The organism is Flavobacterium phragmitis (assembly GCF_900112575.1).
Classification (GTDB): Bacteria; Bacteroidota; Bacteroidia; order Flavobacteriales; family Flavobacteriaceae; genus Flavobacterium; species Flavobacterium phragmitis.
Window position 1 is genome coordinate 294,423 of record NZ_FOMH01000004.1, and the last position, 23,821, is coordinate 318,243.

Below are 23,821 nucleotides of genomic sequence, written 5' to 3' on the forward strand. Positions count from 1 at the left end.
TAAAAATTATATAAGCCAGAAGCGTTTGTTTCTGGCTTTTTTATGTCTGGGGTTTACCATTTTTAGAAGACCATTTTACAGTCCCATTATAAATTAACTGTAAATCGCCATCATTTTGTAAATATAATGTTGCTCCAGGATATTGCGCTGTATCAGACATCCAGGTTATTTGTTCGGGAGCAGTAAAACCTGAAGCATGTCCTTTAATAATCAGATTTCCGTCAGATTGCAAGTAACACGAAGGCTGATTACTGTACCTTGAATTTCCTTCCTGCCATATAATAGTATTATTGACAGTATTTTTTATTGATAACAGTCCAGAATCAAACTGCAGTACAAACTGTCCGTTTGGAGATTTGATAGCTTGTGTCCAAGGAATAAAATCAATTCTTTCTCCAGATTCTATTATTGATCTAATAGGAAAAGGATACCATTTGTTTATCGAAGTAATATCGATGATTGATAAATCACTCATTTCATTTACAGCAATTCCGTTTGTGGTAAGAGAAGCTGGTACATAATAATGCATGATCGAAAGAGGATCGTACTCACTGTAATTGGTTGTCTCAGGGCTTTTTATAACAAACTGATCCACTTGGTCTTTAGACCAGCCGTTTAAATCACTGTAGTATTTGTATACTTTAGGTAAATCCCAGCTGATTGTTGCAACAGGACTAGAATTTTCATGAATGAGGCCTAATGCATGTCCAAATTCATGTAAAATGGTTCTTCGTATTGAGGCTTCATTACTCGATGTTAGAGGACCCAATCGCATCGATTGTTCTTCTGTATTGCCGTAAGCAGATTTCATTCCTAAAACCGACCATGCTCCATAACTTCCCACATTAAAACCAATTCGAATATCTGCATATTCTTTTGGGGTGACATATTCAAATTTTAGATTAGCATATTTTGTCCACTCGTTGGCAATTCTTTTTACTTTTTCTTGAGCAATGGCATCGCCATCCAAAAATTTAATCTTAATTGTCTGACCAATCTGCCATCTTGGCCAGGTTATAATCGCAGCATCTGGTTTTATGGTTGGATAAGATTTTGAATCGATAAAATTAAAACTGCAGCATCCTGTCTCATCATTTGAAGCACGATTTTCTTCATTGTTACACGAAAAAAAAAGTAAAAAAGCAGGGAGTATTAGAAATGTGATAATTCTTTGCATGTTTATCTTATTGAAGAAAGGGCAAAATTAAAAGAAGATAAAATACATTTTAAAGAAGATTCTTAATTGTGTCTTATAATGATATAATTATGTCTTTTTGCGGAAAGTATGTCTTGCCAGAAAAGTTTCTTTTTGCATGTTATTTAAACTAAAAATGAAAAAGTATTTATCATATTGCTGGGCAATTCTTTTGTTTGTTTTGTTTTCCTGCTCTAATGAAGATTTTGGAGAAAACCAAAATATAATTTTGCCTAAAGTTTTAAAAACAATATATCCTGATAATCCATCAGATAATTTTGAGACCAATATTGTTTACAATGAAAATAAGATTGTAAAAGTCAGTAATAAATTCGAAAGGATTGGTTACTCATATCGCGATAATCTTATTTCTAGTGAAGTGAAATATAATATTCAAAATGGGGAAGAAGTAAAATACTCTGAGACATTTTATGAATATGAAAAGGGAAGCTTAAAAACAGTTTCTAAAATATTGAATGGAAAACAAATGAAATACGTTTATAGTAAAAATGACAATGGTTCTGTTACTATGGAAACGTATATTTTTGACACTCAAACAAAGATAGAGTCAAAAAATCCGGGATTAGTTGTTTTAACAATGGAGAATGGAAATTTAATAAATCTGGTTTCGAATTGGGGATATGATAATGTTATAACCTGTTCACGTTTTCAGTATGATAAATATAATAATGCGTTCAAAAATGTGTTAGGATTTAATCTGCTTTTAGGTCAGGAAATTTTTGGTTCTGAAACCAATATTTCTTCTTTTAATAATTTAACAAGATACTCTTATTCTCCAATTGTTTCTGGAAGTATTGTATTCGAACCGTATGCCTGTACAATGGTTTATGAGTACAATAAAAAAAGTTATCCAATCAAGAAAACAACTTATGATTATGCAGGCAGAATTATCAGTATTACGGAGTATGGATACTGAATTTCTAGTATTGTTATTTGAAATTTATTTTTATAATTGCCACAAAAAGTTTTTTTAGTACTAAAATAAGGTAAGATTTTATTGCTTTTTTTATTTGGTTTGATTTTCTTTGAAAGAACAAATTTAACCTACTAAAAAAATGAAAAAACTATTAATCCTTTTTACGGCATTATCTTTTATTGCAATTTCCTGCTCCAGCGAAGATGGTTCCTCTTCAGGAGATACTTCTGTTTTACCTCAAACCATTTCCTTCATTTATCCTGGTGCTTATTTAGGAAGAAATGGAACAAGTACGTTAAGTTTCAATGGAAATAAAATTGTAAGCACTATCAATGAATATTCGAAAACAGTATTTACCTATACTGGTGATGTTATAACGAAGCAAGAAGTTTTTGATGTGGATGAACAAGGAAAAGAAACCAAAACTGATGAAGTAGTTTATACATACGAAAACGGAAAACTAAAAACCAGAATTTTTAAAGAAAATATTACGGATCAATATCCTGATGGATATTATATTGAAAAAGTAGTTTATAATCATATTTCAAATGAATCCATTTCTTTTATCAATTACAATGTTGATAGAGATACAAAAGCTGAAATTAAAAGCAGTGAAGGAAGCCTGACGTATAAAAATGGAAATCTGATCAAAGAACAAAGAACCAGTAATTCTGTAACAATAACGAGAGAATATGAGTACGATACAAAAAATAACCCTCTGAAAAATGTTGCAGGCTTCAAACTGCTGTTAAATGAAATCAGTGAAGTTGGTCAAAACAATGTTGTCAAAACAACAGCCAAATCATCAGAGCACTCAAATACAGCTGTTTATTTAACAACTTATGATTATAATGACAAAGATTACCCGACAAAACATACTTCTTATGATAGTTGGGGTGTTTCAATCGAATATGAAATGTATTTTACTTATTAGTTTAAGAATTTATAAAAACCAAATACTTTCGGTATTTGGTTTTTTTATTGCTGATAATTGGCGAAATTCGTGTTCAAATAAAATCTCATGCAATTCAGAACTCCAATCCCAATTTCAAAAAGTAATTCGCCAATCGATTATCATTCGAAAATACTTTCTATTGGTTCTTGTTTTGCAGAAAATATGGCAGAGAAATTCGATTATTTTAAATTCCAAAACGAAACCAATCCGTTTGGAATTATCTTTAATTCCGTTTCGATAGCCAAATTGTTTGAAAGAGTTTGTAAAGAGCAAGAATTTGAAGAAAAAGACGTTTTCTTTCACAACGAACGCTGGCATTCTTTTGAAGTTCATTCTGATTTAAGTAATGCAGACCGACAGGAATTGTTGGAAACATTGAACAAAGCTATTTCAGAAACAAACAAACAACTAAAAGAAGCGACACATCTCATTATCACTTTTGGAACTTCCTGGATTTATAGAATTCTAGAAAAGGATGAAGTAGTGGCTAATTGTCATAAAGTACCGCAAAAACAATTTTCAAAAGAATTGTTATCGGTAGAAATAATTCAGAAAAGCATCCAAAACACAATGGATTTAGTTCAGGCTTTAAATCCAAATATCAATTTCATTTTTACTATTTCTCCTGTCAGACATATCAAAGACGGCTTTGTAGAAAATCAGTTAAGTAAATCACATTTATTTTCAGCTCTGCATTCGGTTCTCAAAACTGACCACTCCAAACTGACCACTGAATACTTCCCCTCATACGAAATCATGATGGATGAGCTTCGCGATTATCGTTTTTATAATGAAGATATGTTACACCCAAATCAAATCGCGATTGATTATATCTGGAAGCTTTTCAGCGAAAATTATATTTCAGAAAGCAGTATTTCGATAATGCAGGAAGTCGATGAAATTCAGAAAAGCCTTCGTCACAGAAGTTTCAATCCCGAATCAGAACAACACCAAAAATTCTTAGCAAAACTTCAGCAGAAAATAAATCAGATGGGAGAAAAAATACCGCATATTAAATTTTAATCGCAGTGACTGGTTAAAACCAACAGTTTAGAAATTAGCTGACTTTTTTTGCCACAGATTAGAAAGATTTCAAGGATTTTTTTTAAATAATCCAGCTTTATTTTTAATCTGTGTTAATTCGTGTAATCTGTGGCAAAAATTAACTCAAAACTTCTCGTCATAGCGCCTTCGTGGCAAAAACAACAATAAAATTCTAGAATAATTCCTGATAATTATGTAAATTGTTAAGGTTTAAATTTTACATTTTTGTAAAATGTGTAACCCTGCTTTTTTCAGAAGCAATTTTAATCGAACCGATTTTATTGACGTATGAATAAGAAACCCGCTTATTTTATAAAAAAAATACTTCGTATCCTGATGTGGTGCGTGGTTTCTGTAGTTGCCCTTTTATTACTTGTTATAATTTTAATCCAGGTTCCTTCGGTTCAGAATTTCGTTAAAAATAAAGCGGTTTCGTATCTTCAGGATAAGATAAAAACCAAAGTTTCTTTGGATTATATTTCGATAAAATTCCCGAAAGATGTAGTTCTGGAAGGTTTCTATTTCGAAGGTCAAAAGAAAGATACTTTGTTGGCAGGTAAACGATTAGAGGTTGATGTTGATCTTTTTAAACTCATTAGTAGTGAACTTGAAATCAATTCGGTTTCACTTGAAAATGTAAAAGCCAATATTTCCAGAAATAAAGACGGTGTTTTCAATTTCGATTACATCATAAAAGCATTTGAATCCAAAGAACCAAAAGTAGAAGATCCGAACGCGAAACCTTTTAAGATTTCGGTTGTCAAAGTAAACCTCGATCAGGTTAAATTCAATTTTAAAGACGATTTTGCTAAAAATGACATTCGTGTAAATCTGACGCATTTCGATACTAAATTCAAGAAATTCGATTTGGATCAAATGGATTTTAATATTCCAACGATTAATCTAAACGGATTAAAAGTAGTTTTAGATCAGGATGTGGTCGAGAAACTTGCCGAGGTTTCAGTAAAAACGGTTGATACGATTTCGAAACGTCCCGATTTTAAATTGGCCTTAGATAAAATAGCTTTATCTAAAATCGATATTTTATACGACAATAAAGATTCAAAACTAAATTCAGGCATTAGCTTGGGAAATTTAAATTTAATAGTAAATGAGATTGATCTTAATAAACAGTTTTTGGATTTTAATACTTTTGAAGTTAAAAATCTTAAAGGAAATTTACGTCTTGGTGCAAAAGATAAGCAGATTCAGACCCCAGACCTGGATACAACAGCCATAAAACAAGCAGGCTGGAAAGTAAAATTAAAAGAAACCAATCTGGAAAATATTGCTTTCAGGTTTGATGATGAGCAATCGAAACCTAAAACAAAAGGAATTGATTATGCACATCTCGATTTGAGGAAGTTCAATTTTCAGGCAGAGCAATTATATTACGGAAATGATACAATTTCAGGAAATATAAAAACACTTACCGTTAACGAAAAAAGCGGTCTGCAAATTCAATCTTTAAAAACGGATTTCTTTTACGGACCTAAAAATGCCTCTTTAGAAAATCTGTATTTAAAAACACCTCAAACGCTTGTTCAGGATAAAATAAAAGCCGAATACAAATCGCTTGATGCACTACAGAAAGATTTAGGAAATCTCGCGATTGATGCCAATTTGAAAGAATCGAAAATTGGTTTTAAAGATATTTTATTGTTTGTGCCTACGCTTCAAAATACGAATCCGTTTAAGAGCAATCCAAATGCAATTTTGTATGTGGACAGCCGTGTAAGTGGAAAAGTAAAAGATCTGAATATTTCCAAATTCGAAATGAGCGGTATCGGAACGACAAAAGTTTCCCTTTCGGGGAAAATTGCCGGGTTGCCAGATGCCGAAAAAGCCTATTACGATTTGAATATTAAAAAAATGTCGAGCACCGCAAAAGACATTAATATGTTCGTGCCGGCAGGAACAATTCCGAAGAATATTCAGCTTCCATCGCAGTTGAGTTTACAAGGGAAATTTAAAGGTTCTGTTCAGAATTTTAAAACGAATCTGGCCTTAAACAGCAGTTTCGGAAATGCAAAAGTTGACGCTTTATTTGATCAGCGTATTAAAAAAAGAGAAAAATACGATGCCACAGTTTCCCTAAATGAGTTTGATTTAGGAAGATTGATAAAAAATGATTCGATTGGAAAAATTACGCTTAACGCGAAAGTAAAAGGAAACGGTCTAGATCCAAAAACGGCAAATGCTGTCATTGACGGAATTGTTCAGAAAGCCGTTTTCAACAGATATACCTATAAAGATTTAACGCTGAAAGGAAACATCGAAAACGGATCTTTTGCAGTAAAATCAGGAATGGAAGATCCAAATCTGAATTTCAATTTAACGGCTTCTGGTGATACAAAAGACAAATATCCATCCGTAAAACTGAAATTAAATCTTGATATAGCCGATTTAGAAAAACTGAATCTTCACGCTGGCCCAATGAAACTTCGCGGAAATGTAGATGCCGATATTGCCAACAGTAATCCCGATTTCCTGAACGGAAAAGTATTCTTGTCCAACATTCAGATTTTACAGGATAAAGAACCAATTGTTTTAGATTCTATCCGTGTTTTTGCGTTTGCAGATAAAGACAGTAATTCGATTAAAATTTCGTCCCAGTTTCTAAAAGCAGAAGTAACAGGAAAATACAAATTGACAACTCTGGCCAATTCGGTTCAGAAATCATTGTCTAAATATATTAATCTTCAAAATCCTAAAGTCAACGCCGAATCAGATGAACAAAGATTGGCCTTTACTTTGAAAGTGGACAATGATCCAGTTCTTCTAAAATTATTGCCAAAACTAACCGCTTTAGAGCCTTTTACAATAAACGGGAACTACAATAACCAGGCAGATTCATTAGAAGTAAAAGGAACAATTCCGCGTATTGTTTATGGCGGAAACACTATTTCTGACGGAAAAATAAATATCGAAACCAAAGAAAATGCTTTAGAATATTTGGTTTCTGTAGCCTCTGTTGAAAGCGGTTCGCTTAAAATTCCTTTTACGAGTTTATCAGGAAAAGTAGAAAACAATGAGCTGACTTATGCTTTGGAAGTAAAAGATGCAAAAGAAAAACAGCAGTATTTCATTGCTGGAAACTTGAATCATGAAGACTCCAAAAACATCTTTAAAATCGATGCAGACAGTTTTATTTTAAATTACGATAAATGGACAGTTGATCCGGAAAACGCAATCGAATTTGGAGATAACCGACTTTATATCAATAAATTTTTTCTGAGCAATTCCGGAAACGAATTAAAAATCCAATCGCAGGGAACTCAAAATAATGCACCACTTCAGGTTGATTTTGTGAATTTCAAAATCGAAACCATTATGAACATGGTCAAAAAAGACGAACTGTTAATGCAGGGATTAATTAACGGAAATGCTTTGGTCGAAAATGTTATGACCAAACCCACTTTTACATCCGATTTAAAAATAGACGATTTTACTTTTAAAGAAGAAAAAGTCGGCGATTTAGAAATAAAAGTAGACAATAAAACCGAAGATACACTTGCCGCAAATGTAGTTTTAAGCGATGAAGGAAATGATGTTAAACTGACGGGAGAATATAAAATCGAAGAAGGAACTTTTGATTTGAATATGGCTATTAATAAGCTGTACATCAAAAGCATTCAAGGATTCAGTATGGGCAATATTACCGAAGGAAAAGGTTTTCTGTCAGGAAATTTTAAAGTGACGGGAAATACTTCTGCACCAAAAGTGAATGGAGAATTGAATTTTAATGATGCCGGTTTCAGAGTGACACAGCTGAATTCCTATTTTAAAACCGAGCAAGAAAAAATCACTTTCAATGAGGGAGTAATTTCTTTTGATAAGTTTTCTCTTTTAGACGAAAATGACAATGAATTGTTTGTCAACGGAACCGTTCAATCAGCTGATTTTACGAAGTACAATTTTAACCTTGTGGTTGAAGCGAATGATTTTAGAGCGATTCATTCTAAAGCCACCGATAATGATTTGTTTTACGGGGATTTATTTTTGGATACTAAATTGAATATCAAAGGAAGTTTAGAAAGTCCGGTTGTGGACGGAACACTCAAAATAAACAAAGAAACTAAGTTTACGGTGGTTATGCCTCAGTCAGATCCGTCAATTGCAGATCGTGAAGGAATTGTAGAGTTTGTTGATGAAGATAATATGTATCTGAAACAAACAGTTGAAATGCAGACTAAATTGGATCAGTCGGAATTGAAAGGAATGAACGTGAATGTTGCCATTACGATTGATAAAGAAGCCGAATTGACTTTGCTGATTGATAAATCAAACGGTGATTATTTGAACTTAAAAGGAGAAGCAGAATTAGTCGGTGGAATTGATCAGTCCGGAAAAACAACATTGACTGGAAAATATGAATTTTCGGATGGTGCTTATCAAATGAATTTTAACGGAATCAAAAGAAAATTCGATATTCAGGAAGGAAGTTATATTACCTGGAATGGCGAGCCAACGATGGCGAACATAAATATTACAGCTATTTATAAAGTAGATGCAGCTCCTATTGATTTACTTGGAAATCAATTAGCAGGAATGGAACAGTCTATTCAGAATACTTATAAACAAAAACTTCCGTTTCAGACTTTATTGAAAATGAATGGAGAATTGATGAAGCCTGAAATCTCCTTTGGAATTGTATTACCGGAAGGGAATTATAATGTTTCAACAGATGTAGTTACGACAACACAAGCTAAATTAAAACAACTGGAACAAGATCCAGCCGAATTGAACAAACAGGTTTTTGCGCTTTTATTACTAAACCGTTTTGTGGGCGAAAATCCGTTTGCGAGTCAAAGTGGAGGAATTAGTGCCGAAACGATGGCAAGACAAAGTGTGAGTAAAATACTTTCGCAGCAATTGAATAATCTGGCAGGAGAATTAATTACAGGATTTGAAGTCAATTTTGATTTAGAATCCTCTGAAGATTATACTTCTGGAACTATGCAGAATAGGACAGATTTGAATGTTGAGGTTTCTAAAAAACTGCTGGATGACCGATTGAAAGTAACTGTTGGAAGTAGTTTTGGCGTAGAAGGTGCAGAGCGTGCCAACGAAGAAAGTACCAATATTGCCGGTGATGTAGCTTTAGACTATCAATTGACAAAAGATGGTAGATATATTGTTCGTGCCTACAGAAAAAATCAATATCAGGTTGCAGTAGAAGGACAGGTGGTAGAAACAGGTGTCGCTTTTATTATTACAATGAGTTACAATAAATTCAGAGAACTTTTCCATCGAACTGAAAAAGAAAAAGAATTGATAAGAGAAGAAAAGCTTCGAAAAGAAAAAGAAAAGCAGAAAAAAAAGGAAGATAAAGAGAAGGAGCAATTGCAGGAAAATCAAATTGAAGGAAATGAACAAAAAACGTAATCATATAAAAAATCATTTTGCAAAGTATTTTGTGCTGTTATCCCTGTTTTTTGTTTTTGGATGCAGTAATACAAAATATCTTCCAGAAGGCGATTTACTGTACACGGGCGGTTCGGTAAAAGTGAAAGATTCTATTATGAAAAAGAAAGATAGAAAAGCACTGGAAACGGAACTGGAAGATTTGATTCGCCCGAAACCCAATAAAACATTTTTAGGATTACGTCCAAAGTTATGGTTTTATAATATTGCCGGCGAACCTAAAAAACAAAAAGGTTTTAGATATTGGCTTCGCACTAAAGTGGGAGAAGAACCAGTGCTTTTTAGTAAAGTCGATTTAGATTATAATGCTTCAGTTCTGCGAAATTTTACCGAAAACCGAGGTTATTTTAAAACTCGTGTAAGTGCCGATTCTACGGTAAGCAATAAAAGAGTGACAGCCGAATATACCGTTGTTCCCAAAAAACAATACATTATTAAAAGTGTCACTTTTCCGGATGATTCTTTAAAAATGTCCAAAATAATCGCCAGATCAAGCCGACGCAGTTTGTTGAAAGTTGGAAAACCATATGATTTGGATGTTATAAAAGCAGAAAGAGAACGTATCGATGCCAGATTGAAAGAAAAAGGGTATTACTATTTCAGTCCCGATTATCTTTTGGCGAAAGTAGACAGCAGTAAAGGCGATCATGAAGTGAAAATAAGATTGGTTATTAAAGATGAAACTCCTGCAAAAGCCTTAAGAGCTTATACCATAAATAACATTTTTGTGTATCCGAATTATTCTTTGGCGAATGATAGCATGGTTTACAGAAAAAAGAATATAACACAGTATAAAGACTTTACGATTATTGATACGGCAGAAACTTTTAAACCAAGAGTTTATGATAGAACAATTTATTTCAAAAAAGGGGATTTATACAACCGAACTGATCATAATTTGACTTTGAATCGTTTCGTGAATTTGGGTACTTTCAGCTTTGTTAAAAACGAATTTAAGCCTTCAGACAGTATTGATAATGCTTTAGATTCCTATTATTATCTAACGCTTTTGCCTAAGAAGTTTATTCGTGTTGAGGTTTTGGGTAAAACCAATTCAGCAAGTTATACAGGTACGGAATTAAATTTAAATTGGAATAATAGAAATTTCCTTCGCGGAGCAGAATTGTTTACAGCTTCGATTTTTGGAGGTGCCGACTTTCAATTGGGCGGTGTGAATAAAGGAAAGAATATTTATAAACTAGGAGGAGAAGTTAGTTTGACTTGGCCAAGATTTATTACGCCTTTCAATATCGAAGGAAATAGCGAATATGTGCCCAGAACCAAAGCAACGATTCGTTACGAATATCAAAAACGAACGCAGTTGTATGCGCTGAATTCATTTAATACTTCTTTTGGTTATTTATGGAAAGAAAATATTCGAAAAGAGCATCAGTTGAATGTAATAGATGTGACGTATGTAAGCCCGAATCATGTTACAGCCGAATATTTAGAAGATATTCAACAAGATGAAGCGCTAAGAAGAGTAATCGAAAAGCAGTTAATTTTTGGGCCAACTTACAATTATACCTACACCAATACCATGCAGAAACGCCGAAAAAATACTATCTATTTTAACGGTGAATTGGATTTGGCAGGAAATATTACCGGTCTAGTAACTGGTGCTGATTATCCGGATAAGGTTAAAACAATATTTGATGTTCCGTTTAGCCAATATGTAAAAATTAAAACCGATTTCAGACATTATTTAAAACTAGGAAAAGAAAGTGAACTCGCCAGCCGATTAATAGTTGGAGCAGGATTTGCCTACGGAAATTCGAATGTAATGCCAACGTCAAAACAATTTGTAGTGGGTGGAACGAATAGTATTCGAGCATTCAGGGCAAGAACTTTGGGACCAGGAAGTTATGTGATTCCAGAAACGACAACCAACATTAACTATACACCAGATCAATCAGCCGATTTGAAATTGGAATTTAATACCGAATATAGAGCAAAACTTTTTAGCATTGTAAGAGGAGCAGTATTTTTAGATGCCGGTAATATCTGGCTTTTACATGCTGATCCCAATAAACCTGGAGCCGAAATATCAAAAGATTTTATGAAAGAAATTGCTGTTGGTGCAGGAGCCGGTTTACGTTTCGATTTATCATTCTTAATTTTAAGAACAGATTTAGCCATTCCACTAAGAAATCCAGCACTTCCTGACGGACAAAGATGGGTTATTGACGACATAAATTTTGGAAGCAGTTCCTGGAGAAAAGACAATTTGATTCTGAATATCGCTATTGGATATCCGTTTTAGATTTTCTGCCACAAATTTCACAAATTAGCACAAATTTCTTTTTTATGTTTTTTAAAATCACAAATTAAAAATTCGAAAAAATCAAAATTTAAACGCTCCAAAAATTAGTGTAATTCGTGAATTCGTGGCGAAAAAAACTAAAAAAAGAAGTAAATTGGTCTAAAATATTTTAGAGGAATGCAAAACTTAATCAAAAGAATTATTGGTGTTAGTGTGATCGTTTTAGTCATTGTACTGGCTTTTAAATACTGCCAGTTCAAAAAAGAAGATGATTCGGATATTCAATATAATACCAATTTAATTCAACAGCAGATTCTTAATGTTGGAAAACTGGTTGTAACCGAAGGTCATTTCTCTGAAGTCATCACCTATAAAAATCAGCAGAAATATTTCTTAGACATGATTTCTTTTGAGAAAAAAGCATTGGTTGTAGTCAATGCCAATGTAACGGTTGCTTACGATCTGCATCAAATGAAATATGATGTTGATGAGAAAAATAAAACCATCACGATTCTAAACATCCCAAAAGAAGAAATTACGATTAATCCAGATATTCAGTTTTATGATGTGGAACAAAGCAAACTGAATCCGTTTACAGGAGACGATTACAATAAAATCAACAAATCGGTAAAGGCGAACTTAGCCAAGAAAATCGAAAAATCAACCCTAAAAACAAATGCTCAAAACAGACTAATCAGTGAATTGTCTAAGATTTTGATTATGACCAATTCGATGGGCTGGAAATTGCAGTATAACGGAAAAACAATTGATTCTGAAACTGAGTTAAGTCAGGATTTGAAGCTTTGAGGTTTGCCACAATCCCGATAGCTATCGGGACTAAGGCACAAAGCTTTTTTACCACAGATTAAAAGGATTATGAGGATTTAATCTGAATGTTTTTTCAAATAAAGATTTTCTCGCAATCTTGTCATTTCGACTGAAAGGAGAAATCACACTCGTATATCTACAAAGATTGGTGTTTTCTTTGCGGAGTTTCTAGTGTGATTTGCTTCGCCAGTTCGCTATCGCTCGGGTCTCCTTTCAGTCGAAATGACATAAAATGAGGAAAATCTTTGCGCCTTAGTGCCTTAGTGGCAAATTAGGCAAAGAACTATCAAAAATCAAATCCAGTCCACCAGAAATTAGATGTGCAATTTCAGGACGTTTGACTTTCAATTGATCTAAATGAACCAACACTTCCTGTAAAAGCTGTTTTTCGTCAGAATCTTTCAAAAGTTCTGCAATTTCAACAGACAATAACCAATCGTTTGAATGATTATTTTTAAGTTTTTCAAAAACAACTTTCAATTCTGTTTTAGAAGATTTATTGGTTCTGATTTCGCGAACAGTTGCATATAAATGCTCTAATTCATCACGCTCATCAGTATGTTTTGCTTTGATGGTTTTGGTTGATGGAACAATATTAATTAAATCAAAACTATTTACATCGGCTGGACCAGAGAAAGCAGAAATGACTTTTTTACCAATTGCCATATCATAATTGCCCCAATCAGGTTGGAATAAAATCGTATCGCCATGAGTAACCGTGCAATTTTTGAAACTAATTAAAATAATTTCTCCGTGAAGATTTCTAGAACCCGTAATAATTTCACCTTCTACAATAATATTGCCTTCAAATTCTAGTGTAATCTTTTCGCCTTCTACAATGCTGTAAGCCTGCAGATCCTTCGGACTCATATCTTCAATAGCCAGATTAAAACCCTTCAATTTCCCAATCGGACTTCCAAATCCGTGTGGATGTGTTAGAGTTCCATGACCAACTAATTCTTTTTCGCGGTAAGCCAACGCCGTTTTTCCAGTAGTTTGTATATAAACCGGTTTTCCTTCTTCTTCAATAACATTAGTAAAAACTCCTGAAATTTGTAAACCAGTACTCAATTCAATTGTTCCCAAAGCACTCGATTGAATTAGTTTTTTAATTCCGGAAAGACCTCCAGTACGTAAAGCCATTTTGTTGGCAAACTCTTCCAAAATCAAACTTAAATGAGAAAAAGTCGGTGTTACATACAATTGAGGTTGTAATTGCGTAATATCAAAATTCTGATTGGCTGCCGAAATATCATAAGGGATTTTCTTCACATTATTGGTCATACAGTGTGCACTTTCGCCAATTGAAGAAAGCAATCCAGCGCCATATATTTTTGGGTTTTCGACTGTTCCTATCAAGCCGTATTCAACCGTCCACCAATGTAAGTTTCTAATTTGTGCCATTTCAGACAATTCGCCCATATCATTTTGTAGATCGGCAACTGCTTTTTCAGCTTCGTCGATTTTTTCCTGTGGCGTATCTTCGGCTTCTTTTAAGATTGAAAGCAGACGAATCGCTTCGTACATTTGATAATCTTTATGAGAAGAAATTGCTTTACAGCCAATTTCTCCAAAACGTCTTAGATATTCAGCATATTCAGGATTGGCAATAATAGGAGCGTGGCCGGCACCTTCATGAATGATGTCCGGAGCAGGAGTATATTCAATATGTTCCAATTGTCGAATATCTGAAGCAATAACCAGAACATTATAAGCCTGAAATTCCATAAAAGCATTTGGCGGAATAAATCCATCAACAGCAACCGCAGCCCAGCCAATTTTACTTAGAATTCGGTTCATGCCGTACATACTTGGAATAGAATCAATTTCGATTCCCGTTTTTCGTAAACCTTGCAAATAAGAATGATGCGCTACTTTTGAAAGATAATCTACATTTTTACGCATCACATATCGCCAAACCGCCTGATTGATAGGAGTGTAATCACTATAATCTTGAGGTTTGATAAATTGCTGTAAATGTTTAGGCAATCTTTCTAATAACGGATTGGTTTCAATATTTGGATTCATTTCGAAAACGTTGTAGATTAGAATGTAAAATTACGAATTTGGACCACTAATTTTTACATTTTATCACAATATTTTTATTCGAAATTAACTTTTATTGCGTTTTTGTAGGTTTTTAAAGAAAGAGAAATTTTGTGGATTTAGCAGTCATTATTTTCGAAACTCACTCTTTCCAGTGTTTGTTCATAGTTTTCAATCTCTTTTTTAGTCATTGAAACTTCTTTTAAATCGATTTTTAACTGCTTTTTAGTATCGGGACTAATCCATAAACCAGAGAAAGTATTTCCAGTTTTCTTTAAAATTAAAACACCGCTGAAACCATGTTCAACCATAATAAATTCATTTTCAGCTTTTCTATTCTGTGTAATATCCAGATGAAGCCATTTGTTTGATTTATAACGGTATATTGCGACATAACTTAAATCAGCTGTACATTGGTTTTCTGATGCTTTAATATAAAAAGTAACGGGAGTTTTTCCATCAACCGTTCCTTTATATAAATTGGAAAATGGCGCTTGTGATTGTGCCGCTAATTGATTTATAAATGCAAAACAGATAATAACGAATAAGATTGCTTTTTTCATAACTAAAAATAGAGATTGGGGGTTAATTCATTTAGCCAAATATAAAGTTCTACTTGTTATTTGAAAGAAATTTTCTAAGATTTTTTCATGGCATTTCTCATTTCATTTTCAGCGTTTCTAAAATACTCAATTTTATGGCTGAACATAAAAGCCATATTTGTTGCTCTCATTTTGGCTTCTTCTGTAATTGGCCCTGCAAATTGCGAATCTATTGTCGTATTAAAAATAGCGATCCAACGGTCAAAATGAGTTTTGTCAACAGGTAATTGTTTATGTGGCGGAAAAGGTGTTCCAGAATAGGCACGAACATCAAAAAGAATAGTCTGCCAGAAATTATACATTTTTTGCAAATGCGGTTCCCAGCGATCTTGTAGCTTATCGTTAAAAATAGGACCAATCAAATCGTCTTTTCTAACATTAGCATAAAAGCTGTTTACCATTTGCTGAATGTCTTCTATAGTAGAAATATCTTTTAAATCTGCCATTTTATTTATTCTAGAGTTAAGTTGCAAAAATACGCCATAAGTTCTTTTTTATTTACTGACAATTATCATTTTGAAAATGATTATCCAATCAATTGCGTAAATAAATCCTGATTATCATTTAGATACTGAAATTCAAATCCGTTTTGTGTCATTTTAAGTTTAATTGGCATGATGTCTTTTTTGTTTTTCAATTCCAAACCAACGACTACAGAACCTTTTTCACGGCTGTTTTTCTTGGCAAATTGAAAATAAGTAATGTCATCATCGGGACCTAGAATATTATTTACGAATTCTTTTAAAGCTCCTGGGCGTTGTGGGAACTGAATCATAAAATAATGCATCAAACCTTCGTACAATAAAGAACGTTCTTTTATTTCGGCCGTTCTTTCGATGTCATTATTGCTTCCGCTGACAATGCAGACTACATTTTTACCTTTAATTTTATCCTTATAAAAATCCAAAGCTGCAATGGTTAAAGCTCCTGCAGGTTCTACAACCATTGCTTCTTCATTGTATAATCTTAAAATGGTTGTGCAGACTTTTCCTTCTGGAACCAGAATAATATCTTCCAAGTTATAACGGCAGATTTCAAAAGTCTTATCGCCAACTTGTTTTACAGCCGCACCGTCTACAAATTTGTCGATTGTTTTTAATGGCGTGTTTTTGTTTTCTTCAATTGAAGTTTTCATCGAAGGAGCTCCTTTTGGTTCAACACCTATGATTTTAGTGTTTGGACTTAAATGCCTGAAAACTTCAGACAATCCAGAAGCAAGTCCGCCACCACCAATTGGAACAAAAACATAATCGATTGGTTCTTTGCAGTTTTCTAGAATTTCCAATCCAACCGTTCCTTGTCCGGCAATTACTTTTTCATCATCAAACGGATGAATAAAAGTTTTATGATTTTTGATGGCATCTGCGGTTGCAGAAGCATAAGCATCATCAAAAGTATCTCCTGTTAAAACAATTTCAACAAACTTTTTTCCAAACAATTGTACTTGTTTTACTTTTTGTTTTGGAGTGGTTTTCGGCATGTATATTTTACCGTTTATTTTAAGAAGATTACAAGAATAGGCAACTCCTTGCGCATGATTACCTGCACTGGCACAGACAATTCCGTTTGCTTTTTCTTTTTCGTTTAACGAAGAAATCTTGTTGTAAGCTCCTCTAATTTTGTACGACCGCACAATTTGTAAATCTTCTCTTTTTAATAAAATAGTCGATTTGAATTCGTCCGAAAGATTCAAATTTTGGGTTAAAGGAGTAGCAGCAACTACATTTTCAAGCTGCTTTTTGGCATTAAGTACTTCATTAAATAAACTCATAGTATTTTTGTTTTTGCCACGAATTACACAAATTGACACTAATTTTAATTATTTAGAAAAAAAATAATTCGCGGAAATTTGTGTAATTCGTGGCGACTCTTAAAATTGTTTTTAAAATAAAAAACCTCCCGATGTGGGAGGTTTTTATAAATTATATTTTACAAACTTATATAACACCTCGCCATTACTGCTGAATTGCAATAATGCTAATAATAGCGATAATAATGTTGTTAAAGTTTTTCATTTTTTTTTAGCTGATTGAGTAGCAAAAGTATTAATTTTTTTTGGAAAGTTTACAGCTATTTAAATTTTTATAAAAAGCTGCAAACTGAAATTGTGACTGAAAACTATTTTTTAACTGGCGGATATTGAGCCAAAATTTTGCCTACAAATTCAGCAATTCTTTCATCTTTTTTATCGATGTTTCTTGTCAAAGTACCAACTCCTTCACCTTGCCAGATCATTTCTTTCTTTTTAGCATCAATTAAATCAATGTATAAAGTTCCTTCAGTAGAAGTAGAAACTGTGGTTTGATTACCACCGTACATCATCCATGGATTCCAACCCCAGCCCCAGCCGTAACCCCAGCCAGCACTAAATTGGTTTACATCAACTTGTTCTCTTGATTTTGTAAAGATGTTTACCAACAAATCAGGATTGTCGCTTTTAGTAAAACCTTTAGCCTGCATTTGATCATCAATAGCGCGAAGAATTCTTCTTTTATCTAAATCTGATATCTCGACCTTGTCAATTCCGGGCTTAAAGTAAGCGTATGTTTTATAAGGCGCAAAATCGACAGTTTTGTCATAATCAGAATAAACAGTCACAGTGCTGCATGAAGTAAGTATTAATAGCAGCAAAATCGGAATTAACTTAAGTGTTTTCATATTTTTAGAAATTAAATGTTCTTGTTTTAAAGTTTGTCAGGCTGAGCGAAGTCGAAGCCCTTTTGTTGTTGTAAACCTTCGACTCCGCTCAGGATGACATTACGTTATTTTAAAGTAAATTTTCATCAACTATATTAGGTAAAGTTACTTTTAATAAAGGTTCGACTTCCATTGCTCTTTTTATGGCAAAAACAGCGCCTTCATTTCGAGCCCAGCTTCGTCTTGAAATTCCGTTGTTAACATCCCAGAAAAGCATTGATGCTAAACGTTTTGAAGCCTCAGTAGAACCATCAAGAACCATACCAAATCCGCCGTTTATAACCTCACCCCAGCCAACGCCGCCACCGTTATGGATTGATACCCAGGTTGCTCCTCTAAAACTGTCTCCAATCACGTTATGAATCGCCATATCGGCTGTAAAACGAGATCCGTCATAGATATTTGAAGTTTCTCTGTAAGGCGAGTCGGTTCCAGAAACATCATGATGATCGCGTCCTAAAACCACTGCGCCAATTTCTCCTTTTGCAATGGCTTGATTGAAAGCTTCTGCAATTTTAATTCTTCCTTCAGCATCGGCATAAAGAATTCGAGCTTGTGAACCTACAACCAGTTTATTTTCCTGTGCGCCCTTGATCCATTTGATGTTATCCTGCATTTGCTGCTGAATTTCATTTGGAGCAGTTTCTGCCATTTTTTCTAAAACTTCGCAGGCAATGGCATCTGTTTTTAATAAATCTTCCGGTTTTCCAGAAGTACAAACCCAGCGGAAAGGCCCAAATCCGTAGTCAAAACACATAGGTCCCATAATATCTTGAACGTAGCTTGGATATTTGAAATCGATATTATTTTCTGCCATTACATCGGCTCCGGCACGTGAAGCTTCTAATAAAAAGGCATTTCCATAATCAAAAAAGTAAGTTCCTTTTGCGGTATGTTTGTTAATGGCAACTGCGTGACGACGTAACGTTTCCTGAACTTTTTCTTTGAATAAATCTGGATTTTCGGCCATCATTTTATTGGCATCTTCAAACGAGATTCCAACCGGATAATAACCTCCAGCCCACGGATTATGGAGTGAAGTCTGATCTGAACCTAAATCAATTTTAATGTTTTCTTTGTCAAAACGTTCCCAAACATCCACAACGTTTCCTAAATAAGCAATCGAAACCGTTTCTTTATTGGCTTTTGCCAAAGTTACTCTGGCGACTAGTTCATCTGTAGAAGTTACGACTTCGTTAATCCATCCCTGATCGTGACGAATTTTAGTGATTTTCGGATTTACTTCGGCGCAGACCGTAATACAACCTGCAATATTTCCAGCTTTTGGCTGAGCGCCTGACATTCCGCCGAGACCAGAAGTAACAAACAAACTTCCTTCAGGATTTTGCTTGATTTTTCTAAAACCGTTTAAAACCGTGATCGTAGTTCCGTGTACAATTCCCTGCGGGCCAATATACATATAACTTCCCGCTGTCATTTGTCCGTATTGTGAAACTCCAAGTGCGTTCATTTTTTCCCAATCATCCGGTTTTGAATAATTCGGGATTACCATTCCGTTTGTTACCACGACTCTTGGTGCTTCTTTATGGGAAGGAAATAATCCCATTGGATGACCTGAATACATCGTTAATGTCTGCTCATCTGTCATTTCAGACAAATATTGCATTGTCAATAAATATTGTGCCCAGTTTTGAAAAACAGCACCATTTCCACCATAGGTAATCAATTCATGTGGATGTTGTGCCACAGCATAATCCAGATTATTCTGAATCATGTGCATAATCGCTTTTGCCTGCAATGATTTTCCTGGATATTCGTCAATCGGGCGAGCATACATTTTATAATCCGGACGAAGACGATACATGTAAATACGTCCGTATTTCTCTAATTCTTCTGAAAACTCAGGAATTAATTCAGCGTGATGTTTTGGTTCAAAATAACGTAGGGCATTTTTTAGCGCCAGCTTTTTCTCTTCTGCCGAAAGAATCTCTTTTCGTTTCGGAGCATGGTTAATCGCTGGATCGTATTCCTTTTTTGGTGGTAATATATTTGGTATTCCTTGTTGTATTTGTTCTTTGAAAGTCATTTTTTTAGAGATGCTAAGGTGCTGAGGATCTAAGATGCTAAGATATTGTGCTTAGATTAACAGCAGATTAATTTTTTGTTTTTTTGATTATGTAGTCCTAACTGAGCTTAAATGCCACGATTGGGAATTTATTCAAATTATCTAATTCTCAAATTGTCACATTTTCTCATTGAAAAAAACTAAGGATAACGGATATCCGACCTGTGATACGATTTAAAAATCGTTATCTTAAACTTTCTTGAACGAATATCCATCTTTAATTTTTAGATTTTTGATTTCAGATTGGAATTTGGAATTTTAAAATTGGAATTTAAAAATACACTTCCTCATTAACACAATACGGCATTTTTTTATTCTCAAAAACAGCAATTATGTTTTGCGCTGCGCAAACCGCCATTCCGTTTCTCGCTTCATAAGTTGCTGAGCCAATGTGTGGTAAAATACAGCAATTTGGCAGAGACAATAACGGATTATCAGACTTCATCGGTTCAGGATTTGTAACGTCAAGTCCGGCTCCCCAGATTATATTATTTGTTAAAGCTTCAAATAAGTGATTTTCATTATGAAATTTTCCTCTTGCAGTGTTGATGAAAATCGAATTCGATTTCATTTTAGCAAAAGTATTTTTATTGAAGAGTTCGTTGTTTTCTGCTGTGTAATTAGCATGAATACTTAAAACATCACTTTCAGCAAGTAAGGTTTCAAAATCTACGAATTTAGCATCCAATTCTTTTTCGGCATCTTCTTTACGGGAGCGATTGTGGTAAATAATGTTCATTCCAAAAGCAGCTTTGCATTTTTGAGCCATTTCGAAACCAATTCGTCCCAAACCAAATATCCCTAAAGTTTTACCATACAATTCCTGTCCTAAATTAGCTAACGGATTAAAACTTCCCCAATCGTCATTTAAAATTCTTTTATGATTGAAAAATGATTTTCTGGCAACACTCTGCATCAATAAAAAAGCAACATCAGAAGTAGCTCTGCTTAAAACGTCAGGTGTATTTCCAACCGGGATTTTTCTGCTGTTTGCTGACGGAATATTGACAGAATCAAATCCTACAGAAAATAAAGCGATACCTTTTAAATTAGGACATTGCTGAAAAAAATCTTCATCTAAATTATTGGTTCCAACATTCAAAAGAGCATCATTTTCCTGACAGATTTTGATGAACTCTTCTCTGGATAATACATTCTCCGTTGGATTTATAGTTGGATTAATGCCTTTTTCTTGGAGCAGTTTAATGCCCGCTTCCGGTATATTTTTATTGATAAAAACGTTCATGTATATTGATGTAATTTTATGAAGGTTTGTTTATTCTTCCTGTTTTTTTATCAAATCCGTACGGACAATGACGACAGCCACTTTTACAGCAGTAACCGCGTTTTAAATGATGTTTTTCAGTAAAACATTTATAACCTTCGGGCGTATAGTAAAAATCTTCTCCTTCGATTAATTTATTTTCATTACTTTGCTCTTTCATAAATCTGCTTCGCGTTCTTTTTCGAATAATTAAAATCAAAAATAAAAATATTTGATTGTGATTTTATCGAAATCGAACAATTCTATAGCTACAAATTTATAAATTTTACAGCCAATGTTTCTGATTGTTGCCAAATATTTAATTCCGAAAGGATATCGTGGAATGGCTGTATTTCCGTTTGTAATTGTAAAATATGATTTTGATAAGACGAATGAAGTTTTCGTTAATCATGAAAAAATTCATTTAAGACAGCAATTAGAACTTTTAGTAATTCCGTTTTACATATGGTACTTTTTAGAATATTTAATTCGTTTAATTCAATATAAAAAAGGCGTTTTGGCGTATCGAAATATTAGTTTTGAAAGAGAAGCTTACGCTAAAGAAAGAGACTTAAATTATCTGAAAAACCGATCATTTTTTCAGTTTTTACATTACATCAAATCAAAATGAATCCAGTTTTCAATCAATCTATAAATATTCAATTTCCAAATGATATTTCTTTGACTATAAAGCGTGAAGATTTGATTCATCCTTTTGTTTCAGGAAATAAATTCAGAAAATTAAAATACAATTTATTTCAGGCGAAAGCCGAAAACAAAGACATCTTACTGACTTTTGGCGGTGCTTTTTCCAATCATATTGCTGCAGTAGCTTATGCTGGAAAAGAGCAGGGATTTCAAACAATTGGAATCATTCGCGGAGACGAACTTTTGCATAAAATTGAAGAAAACCCAACTTTGAAATTTGCGCAGGAAAACGGAATGCAGTTTGAATTTGTTTCGAGAGAAGAGTATCGATTAAAAAGCGAAGAATCTTTTATTGAAAAGCTGAAAGACAAGTTTGGCGATTTTTATTTGGTGCCTGAAGGCGGTACAAACGAACTCGCAGTAAAAGGTTGTGAAGAGATTTTAAAGGAAGAAGATTCGGTTTTTAATTACGTTTGCTGTGCGGTTGGAACTGGCGGTACGATTTCGGGATTAATCAATTGTGCATTGCCAAATCAGAAGATTTTGGGCTTTCCGGCGTTAAAAGGTGACTTTTTAAACGATGAAATTCGTATTTTTGCAAAAAAAGATAACTGGAATTTAATTTCTGACTATCATTTTGGAGGTTATGGCAAGATAAATTTAGAATTAATTGAATTTATTAATGCTTTTTTTGAAAAAACAAAAGTGCCCTTAGATCCAATTTATACAGGAAAGATGGTTTTTGGCGTTATAGATTTAATCGGCAAAAATTATTTTCCTGCGCATTCAAAAATTTTACTCATTCATACTGGTGGATTACAGGGAATTGAAGGAATGAATATAAAGTTGAAGCAGAAGAAATTACCAATACTCAAAACCAATGATTAAAAAAATTGTATTACTTCTCGTAATATTAGCTTTAGCAAGTTGCTCTTCTAGTAAGCCTGCCATTGCAACGACTAAAAAAGCGGCTGTACACCAAACAAGAACAGCAGCGGCTAAAAAACCTGTTTATGCTAAACCAACAGCTAAATATCCTTCTACCAATAATACAACAGAGGTTATTCAATCTACTTCAAAAACTGTTGTAACAAGCGATTTGATTAATAATTATGTTTTGCAGTACAAAGATATTGCGGTTGGAAACATGAAAGCGTATGGAATTCCTGCCAGCATTATTTTAGCGCAGGGAATTTTGGAATCAGGTGCGGGAAGAGGAGACTTAGCGGTCGAAGCCAATAATCACTTTGGAATTAAATGTCATAAAGACTGGCTGGGCGAAAGTGTTCGTCACGATGATGATGCGGCTCAGGAATGTTTTAGAAAATATAATCAGGTTTCAGAATCGTATAGAGATCATGCTTTGTTTTTGGTAGGTAAAAAGAGATATGAGTCTTTGTTTACTTATGAAAAAGACGATTACAAAGCTTGGGCAAAAGGACTTAGAGCCTGTGGTTATGCAACAGATCCAAATTATCCGGATAAATTAATTAGTTATATAGAGCGATACAATCTGCATCAGTACGATTGTCAGGTTACAGGGAAAACATATGTTGCAATTAATAAAACGGCTCCAACAAGAAGCTCAACTTCAGTGGCCTATTCTGATCCAAAGATAAATATGAACACAAACGATCCAAATTTGTATGAAGTTCAGAAAGGGGATACGTTATATTCGATTTCAAAGAAGTTCAATTTGTTAGTCGATGATTTGAAGAAAAAGAACAATCTGACTGACAATGCAATTTCAATCGGACAGAGACTTAGGGTTAAGTAGTCAGTGTTCAGTTTTTAGTGTTCAGTCTCAGTTTTCAAACAATCTAAAATCT

General features: G+C 33.8%; 18 protein-coding genes. 9 read left to right on the forward strand and 9 right to left on the reverse strand.

Annotated elements, in window-relative coordinates; translation table 11 throughout:
- Positions 1-40 precede the first annotated feature (40 nt).
- Positions 41-1,177, reverse strand: coding sequence for a matrixin family metalloprotease (locus tag BM289_RS09475; protein ID WP_091492714.1), 1,137 nt, complete (start codon positions 1,175-1,177; stop codon positions 41-43).
- Positions 1,178-1,331: 154 nt separating this feature from the next.
- Between BM289_RS09475 and BM289_RS09480 the strand changes: the two genes are divergently transcribed.
- The 6 genes from BM289_RS09480 to BM289_RS09505 all read left to right on the forward strand — a co-directional run bounded on the left by BM289_RS09480 (position 1,332) and on the right by BM289_RS09505 (position 12,628).
- Positions 1,332-2,132, forward strand: a complete 801-nt coding sequence (locus BM289_RS09480; RefSeq protein WP_091492715.1) for a hypothetical protein — start codon at positions 1,332-1,334, stop codon at positions 2,130-2,132.
- Between the two features lie 139 nt (positions 2,133-2,271).
- A complete protein-coding gene (locus BM289_RS09485) occupies positions 2,272-3,066 on the forward strand; it encodes a hypothetical protein (RefSeq protein ID WP_091492717.1) in 795 nt (264 codons plus the stop codon).
- 87 nt (positions 3,067-3,153) lie between these two features.
- A complete protein-coding gene (locus BM289_RS09490; RefSeq protein ID WP_091492718.1) occupies positions 3,154-4,110 on the forward strand; it encodes a GSCFA domain-containing protein in 957 nt (318 codons plus the stop codon).
- Positions 4,111-4,419: 309 nt separating this feature from the next.
- The gene (locus BM289_RS09495; RefSeq protein WP_091492720.1) at positions 4,420-9,519 is read left to right on the forward strand and encodes a translocation/assembly module TamB domain-containing protein; all 5,100 of its coding nucleotides are present in this window, start codon (positions 4,420-4,422) and stop codon (positions 9,517-9,519) included.
- Positions 9,503-11,821, forward strand: a complete 2,319-nt coding sequence (gene tamL, locus BM289_RS09500) for a translocation and assembly module lipoprotein TamL (RefSeq protein WP_091492722.1) — start codon at positions 9,503-9,505, stop codon at positions 11,819-11,821. The genes BM289_RS09495 and tamL overlap by 17 nt, the downstream gene beginning before the upstream one ends.
- 177 nt (positions 11,822-11,998) lie before the next feature.
- Positions 11,999-12,628 (forward strand): DUF4230 domain-containing protein, encoded by a 630-nt coding sequence (locus BM289_RS09505; protein WP_091492723.1) that lies wholly within the window; start codon positions 11,999-12,001, stop codon positions 12,626-12,628.
- Between the two features lie 273 nt (positions 12,629-12,901).
- Here the strand turns inward: BM289_RS09505 and BM289_RS09510 are convergent, their stop codons facing one another.
- The 8 genes from BM289_RS09510 to BM289_RS09545 form a co-directional block, all read right to left on the reverse strand.
- On the reverse strand, positions 12,902-14,677 hold the full coding sequence (locus BM289_RS09510; RefSeq protein ID WP_091492725.1) for an aromatic amino acid hydroxylase: 1,776 nt from the start codon (positions 14,675-14,677) through the stop codon (positions 12,902-12,904).
- 137 nt (positions 14,678-14,814) lie between these two features.
- Entirely contained in the window at positions 14,815-15,258 is a 444-nt protein-coding gene (locus tag BM289_RS09515) for a hypothetical protein (RefSeq protein WP_091492726.1), read from the reverse strand.
- Positions 15,259-15,332: 74 nt separating this feature from the next.
- Positions 15,333-15,743 carry a group III truncated hemoglobin gene (locus tag BM289_RS09520; RefSeq protein WP_091492728.1) on the reverse strand — a complete coding sequence of 137 codons (411 nt, stop codon included), beginning with the start codon at positions 15,741-15,743 and terminating at the stop codon, positions 15,333-15,335.
- 80 nt (positions 15,744-15,823) lie between these two features.
- Positions 15,824-17,068: a threonine ammonia-lyase IlvA gene (gene ilvA, locus BM289_RS09525; protein ID WP_091492729.1), complete on the reverse strand. Its 1,245-nt coding sequence runs from the start codon at positions 17,066-17,068 to the stop codon at positions 15,824-15,826.
- Between the two features lie 347 nt (positions 17,069-17,415).
- A complete protein-coding gene (locus tag BM289_RS09530) occupies positions 17,416-17,955 on the reverse strand; it encodes a DUF4136 domain-containing protein (RefSeq protein ID WP_091492730.1) in 540 nt (179 codons plus the stop codon).
- A gap of 109 nt (positions 17,956-18,064) precedes the next feature.
- On the reverse strand, positions 18,065-20,041 hold the full coding sequence (locus BM289_RS09535) for a urocanate hydratase (RefSeq protein WP_091492732.1): 1,977 nt from the start codon (positions 20,039-20,041) through the stop codon (positions 18,065-18,067).
- A gap of 310 nt (positions 20,042-20,351) precedes the next feature.
- Complete coding sequence (locus BM289_RS09540; RefSeq protein WP_091492733.1) at positions 20,352-21,326, reverse strand: 2-hydroxyacid dehydrogenase; 975 nt, start codon at positions 21,324-21,326, stop codon at positions 20,352-20,354.
- Positions 21,327-21,342: 16 nt separating this feature from the next.
- Positions 21,343-21,525, reverse strand: coding sequence for a C1orf53 family protein (locus BM289_RS09545; RefSeq protein WP_082472378.1), 183 nt, complete (start codon positions 21,523-21,525; stop codon positions 21,343-21,345).
- A gap of 114 nt (positions 21,526-21,639) precedes the next feature.
- Here BM289_RS09545 and BM289_RS09550 point away from each other — a divergent pair, with 114 nt between their 5' ends.
- The 3 genes from BM289_RS09550 to BM289_RS09560 are packed head-to-tail and all read left to right on the forward strand — an operon-like array spanning position 21,640 to position 23,769.
- A complete protein-coding gene (locus BM289_RS09550; RefSeq protein WP_091492735.1) occupies positions 21,640-21,975 on the forward strand; it encodes a hypothetical protein in 336 nt (111 codons plus the stop codon).
- Positions 21,972-22,880: a 1-aminocyclopropane-1-carboxylate deaminase/D-cysteine desulfhydrase gene (locus tag BM289_RS09555; RefSeq protein ID WP_091492736.1), complete on the forward strand. Its 909-nt coding sequence runs from the start codon at positions 21,972-21,974 to the stop codon at positions 22,878-22,880. The genes BM289_RS09550 and BM289_RS09555 overlap by 4 nt, the downstream gene beginning before the upstream one ends.
- Positions 22,873-23,769 carry a glucosaminidase domain-containing protein gene (locus tag BM289_RS09560; RefSeq protein WP_091492738.1) on the forward strand — a complete coding sequence of 299 codons (897 nt, stop codon included), beginning with the start codon at positions 22,873-22,875 and terminating at the stop codon, positions 23,767-23,769. Before BM289_RS09555 ends, BM289_RS09560 begins: the two co-directional genes overlap by 8 nt.
- Positions 23,770-23,821 lie beyond the last annotated feature (52 nt).

Bases quoted from the DNA above. Each gene is read 5' to 3' on its own strand.
- BM289_RS09475 (WP_091492714.1), bottom strand. From the start codon at position 1,177: ATGCAAAGAATTATCACATTTCTAATACTCCCTGCTTTTTTACTTTTT.
- BM289_RS09480 (WP_091492715.1), top strand. From the start codon at position 1,332: ATGAAAAAGTATTTATCATATTGCTGGGCAATTCTTTTGTTTGTTTTG.
- BM289_RS09485 (WP_091492717.1), top strand. From the start codon at position 2,272: ATGAAAAAACTATTAATCCTTTTTACGGCATTATCTTTTATTGCAATT.
- BM289_RS09490 (WP_091492718.1), top strand. From the start codon at position 3,154: ATGCAATTCAGAACTCCAATCCCAATTTCAAAAAGTAATTCGCCAATC.
- BM289_RS09495 (WP_091492720.1), top strand. From the start codon at position 4,420: ATGAATAAGAAACCCGCTTATTTTATAAAAAAAATACTTCGTATCCTG.
- tamL (WP_091492722.1), top strand. From the start codon at position 9,503: ATGAACAAAAAACGTAATCATATAAAAAATCATTTTGCAAAGTATTTT.
- BM289_RS09505 (WP_091492723.1), top strand. From the start codon at position 11,999: ATGCAAAACTTAATCAAAAGAATTATTGGTGTTAGTGTGATCGTTTTA.
- BM289_RS09510 (WP_091492725.1), bottom strand. From the start codon at position 14,677: ATGAATCCAAATATTGAAACCAATCCGTTATTAGAAAGATTGCCTAAA.
- BM289_RS09515 (WP_091492726.1), bottom strand. From the start codon at position 15,258: ATGAAAAAAGCAATCTTATTCGTTATTATCTGTTTTGCATTTATAAAT.
- BM289_RS09520 (WP_091492728.1), bottom strand. From the start codon at position 15,743: ATGGCAGATTTAAAAGATATTTCTACTATAGAAGACATTCAGCAAATG.
- ilvA (WP_091492729.1), bottom strand. From the start codon at position 17,068: ATGAGTTTATTTAATGAAGTACTTAATGCCAAAAAGCAGCTTGAAAAT.
- BM289_RS09530 (WP_091492730.1), bottom strand. From the start codon at position 17,955: ATGAAAACACTTAAGTTAATTCCGATTTTGCTGCTATTAATACTTACT.
- BM289_RS09535 (WP_091492732.1), bottom strand. From the start codon at position 20,041: ATGACTTTCAAAGAACAAATACAACAAGGAATACCAAATATATTACCA.
- BM289_RS09540 (WP_091492733.1), bottom strand. From the start codon at position 21,326: ATGAACGTTTTTATCAATAAAAATATACCGGAAGCGGGCATTAAACTG.
- BM289_RS09545 (WP_082472378.1), bottom strand. From the start codon at position 21,525: ATGAAAGAGCAAAGTAATGAAAATAAATTAATCGAAGGAGAAGATTTT.
- BM289_RS09550 (WP_091492735.1), top strand. From the start codon at position 21,640: ATGTTTCTGATTGTTGCCAAATATTTAATTCCGAAAGGATATCGTGGA.
- BM289_RS09555 (WP_091492736.1), top strand. From the start codon at position 21,972: ATGAATCCAGTTTTCAATCAATCTATAAATATTCAATTTCCAAATGAT.
- BM289_RS09560 (WP_091492738.1), top strand. From the start codon at position 22,873: ATGATTAAAAAAATTGTATTACTTCTCGTAATATTAGCTTTAGCAAGT.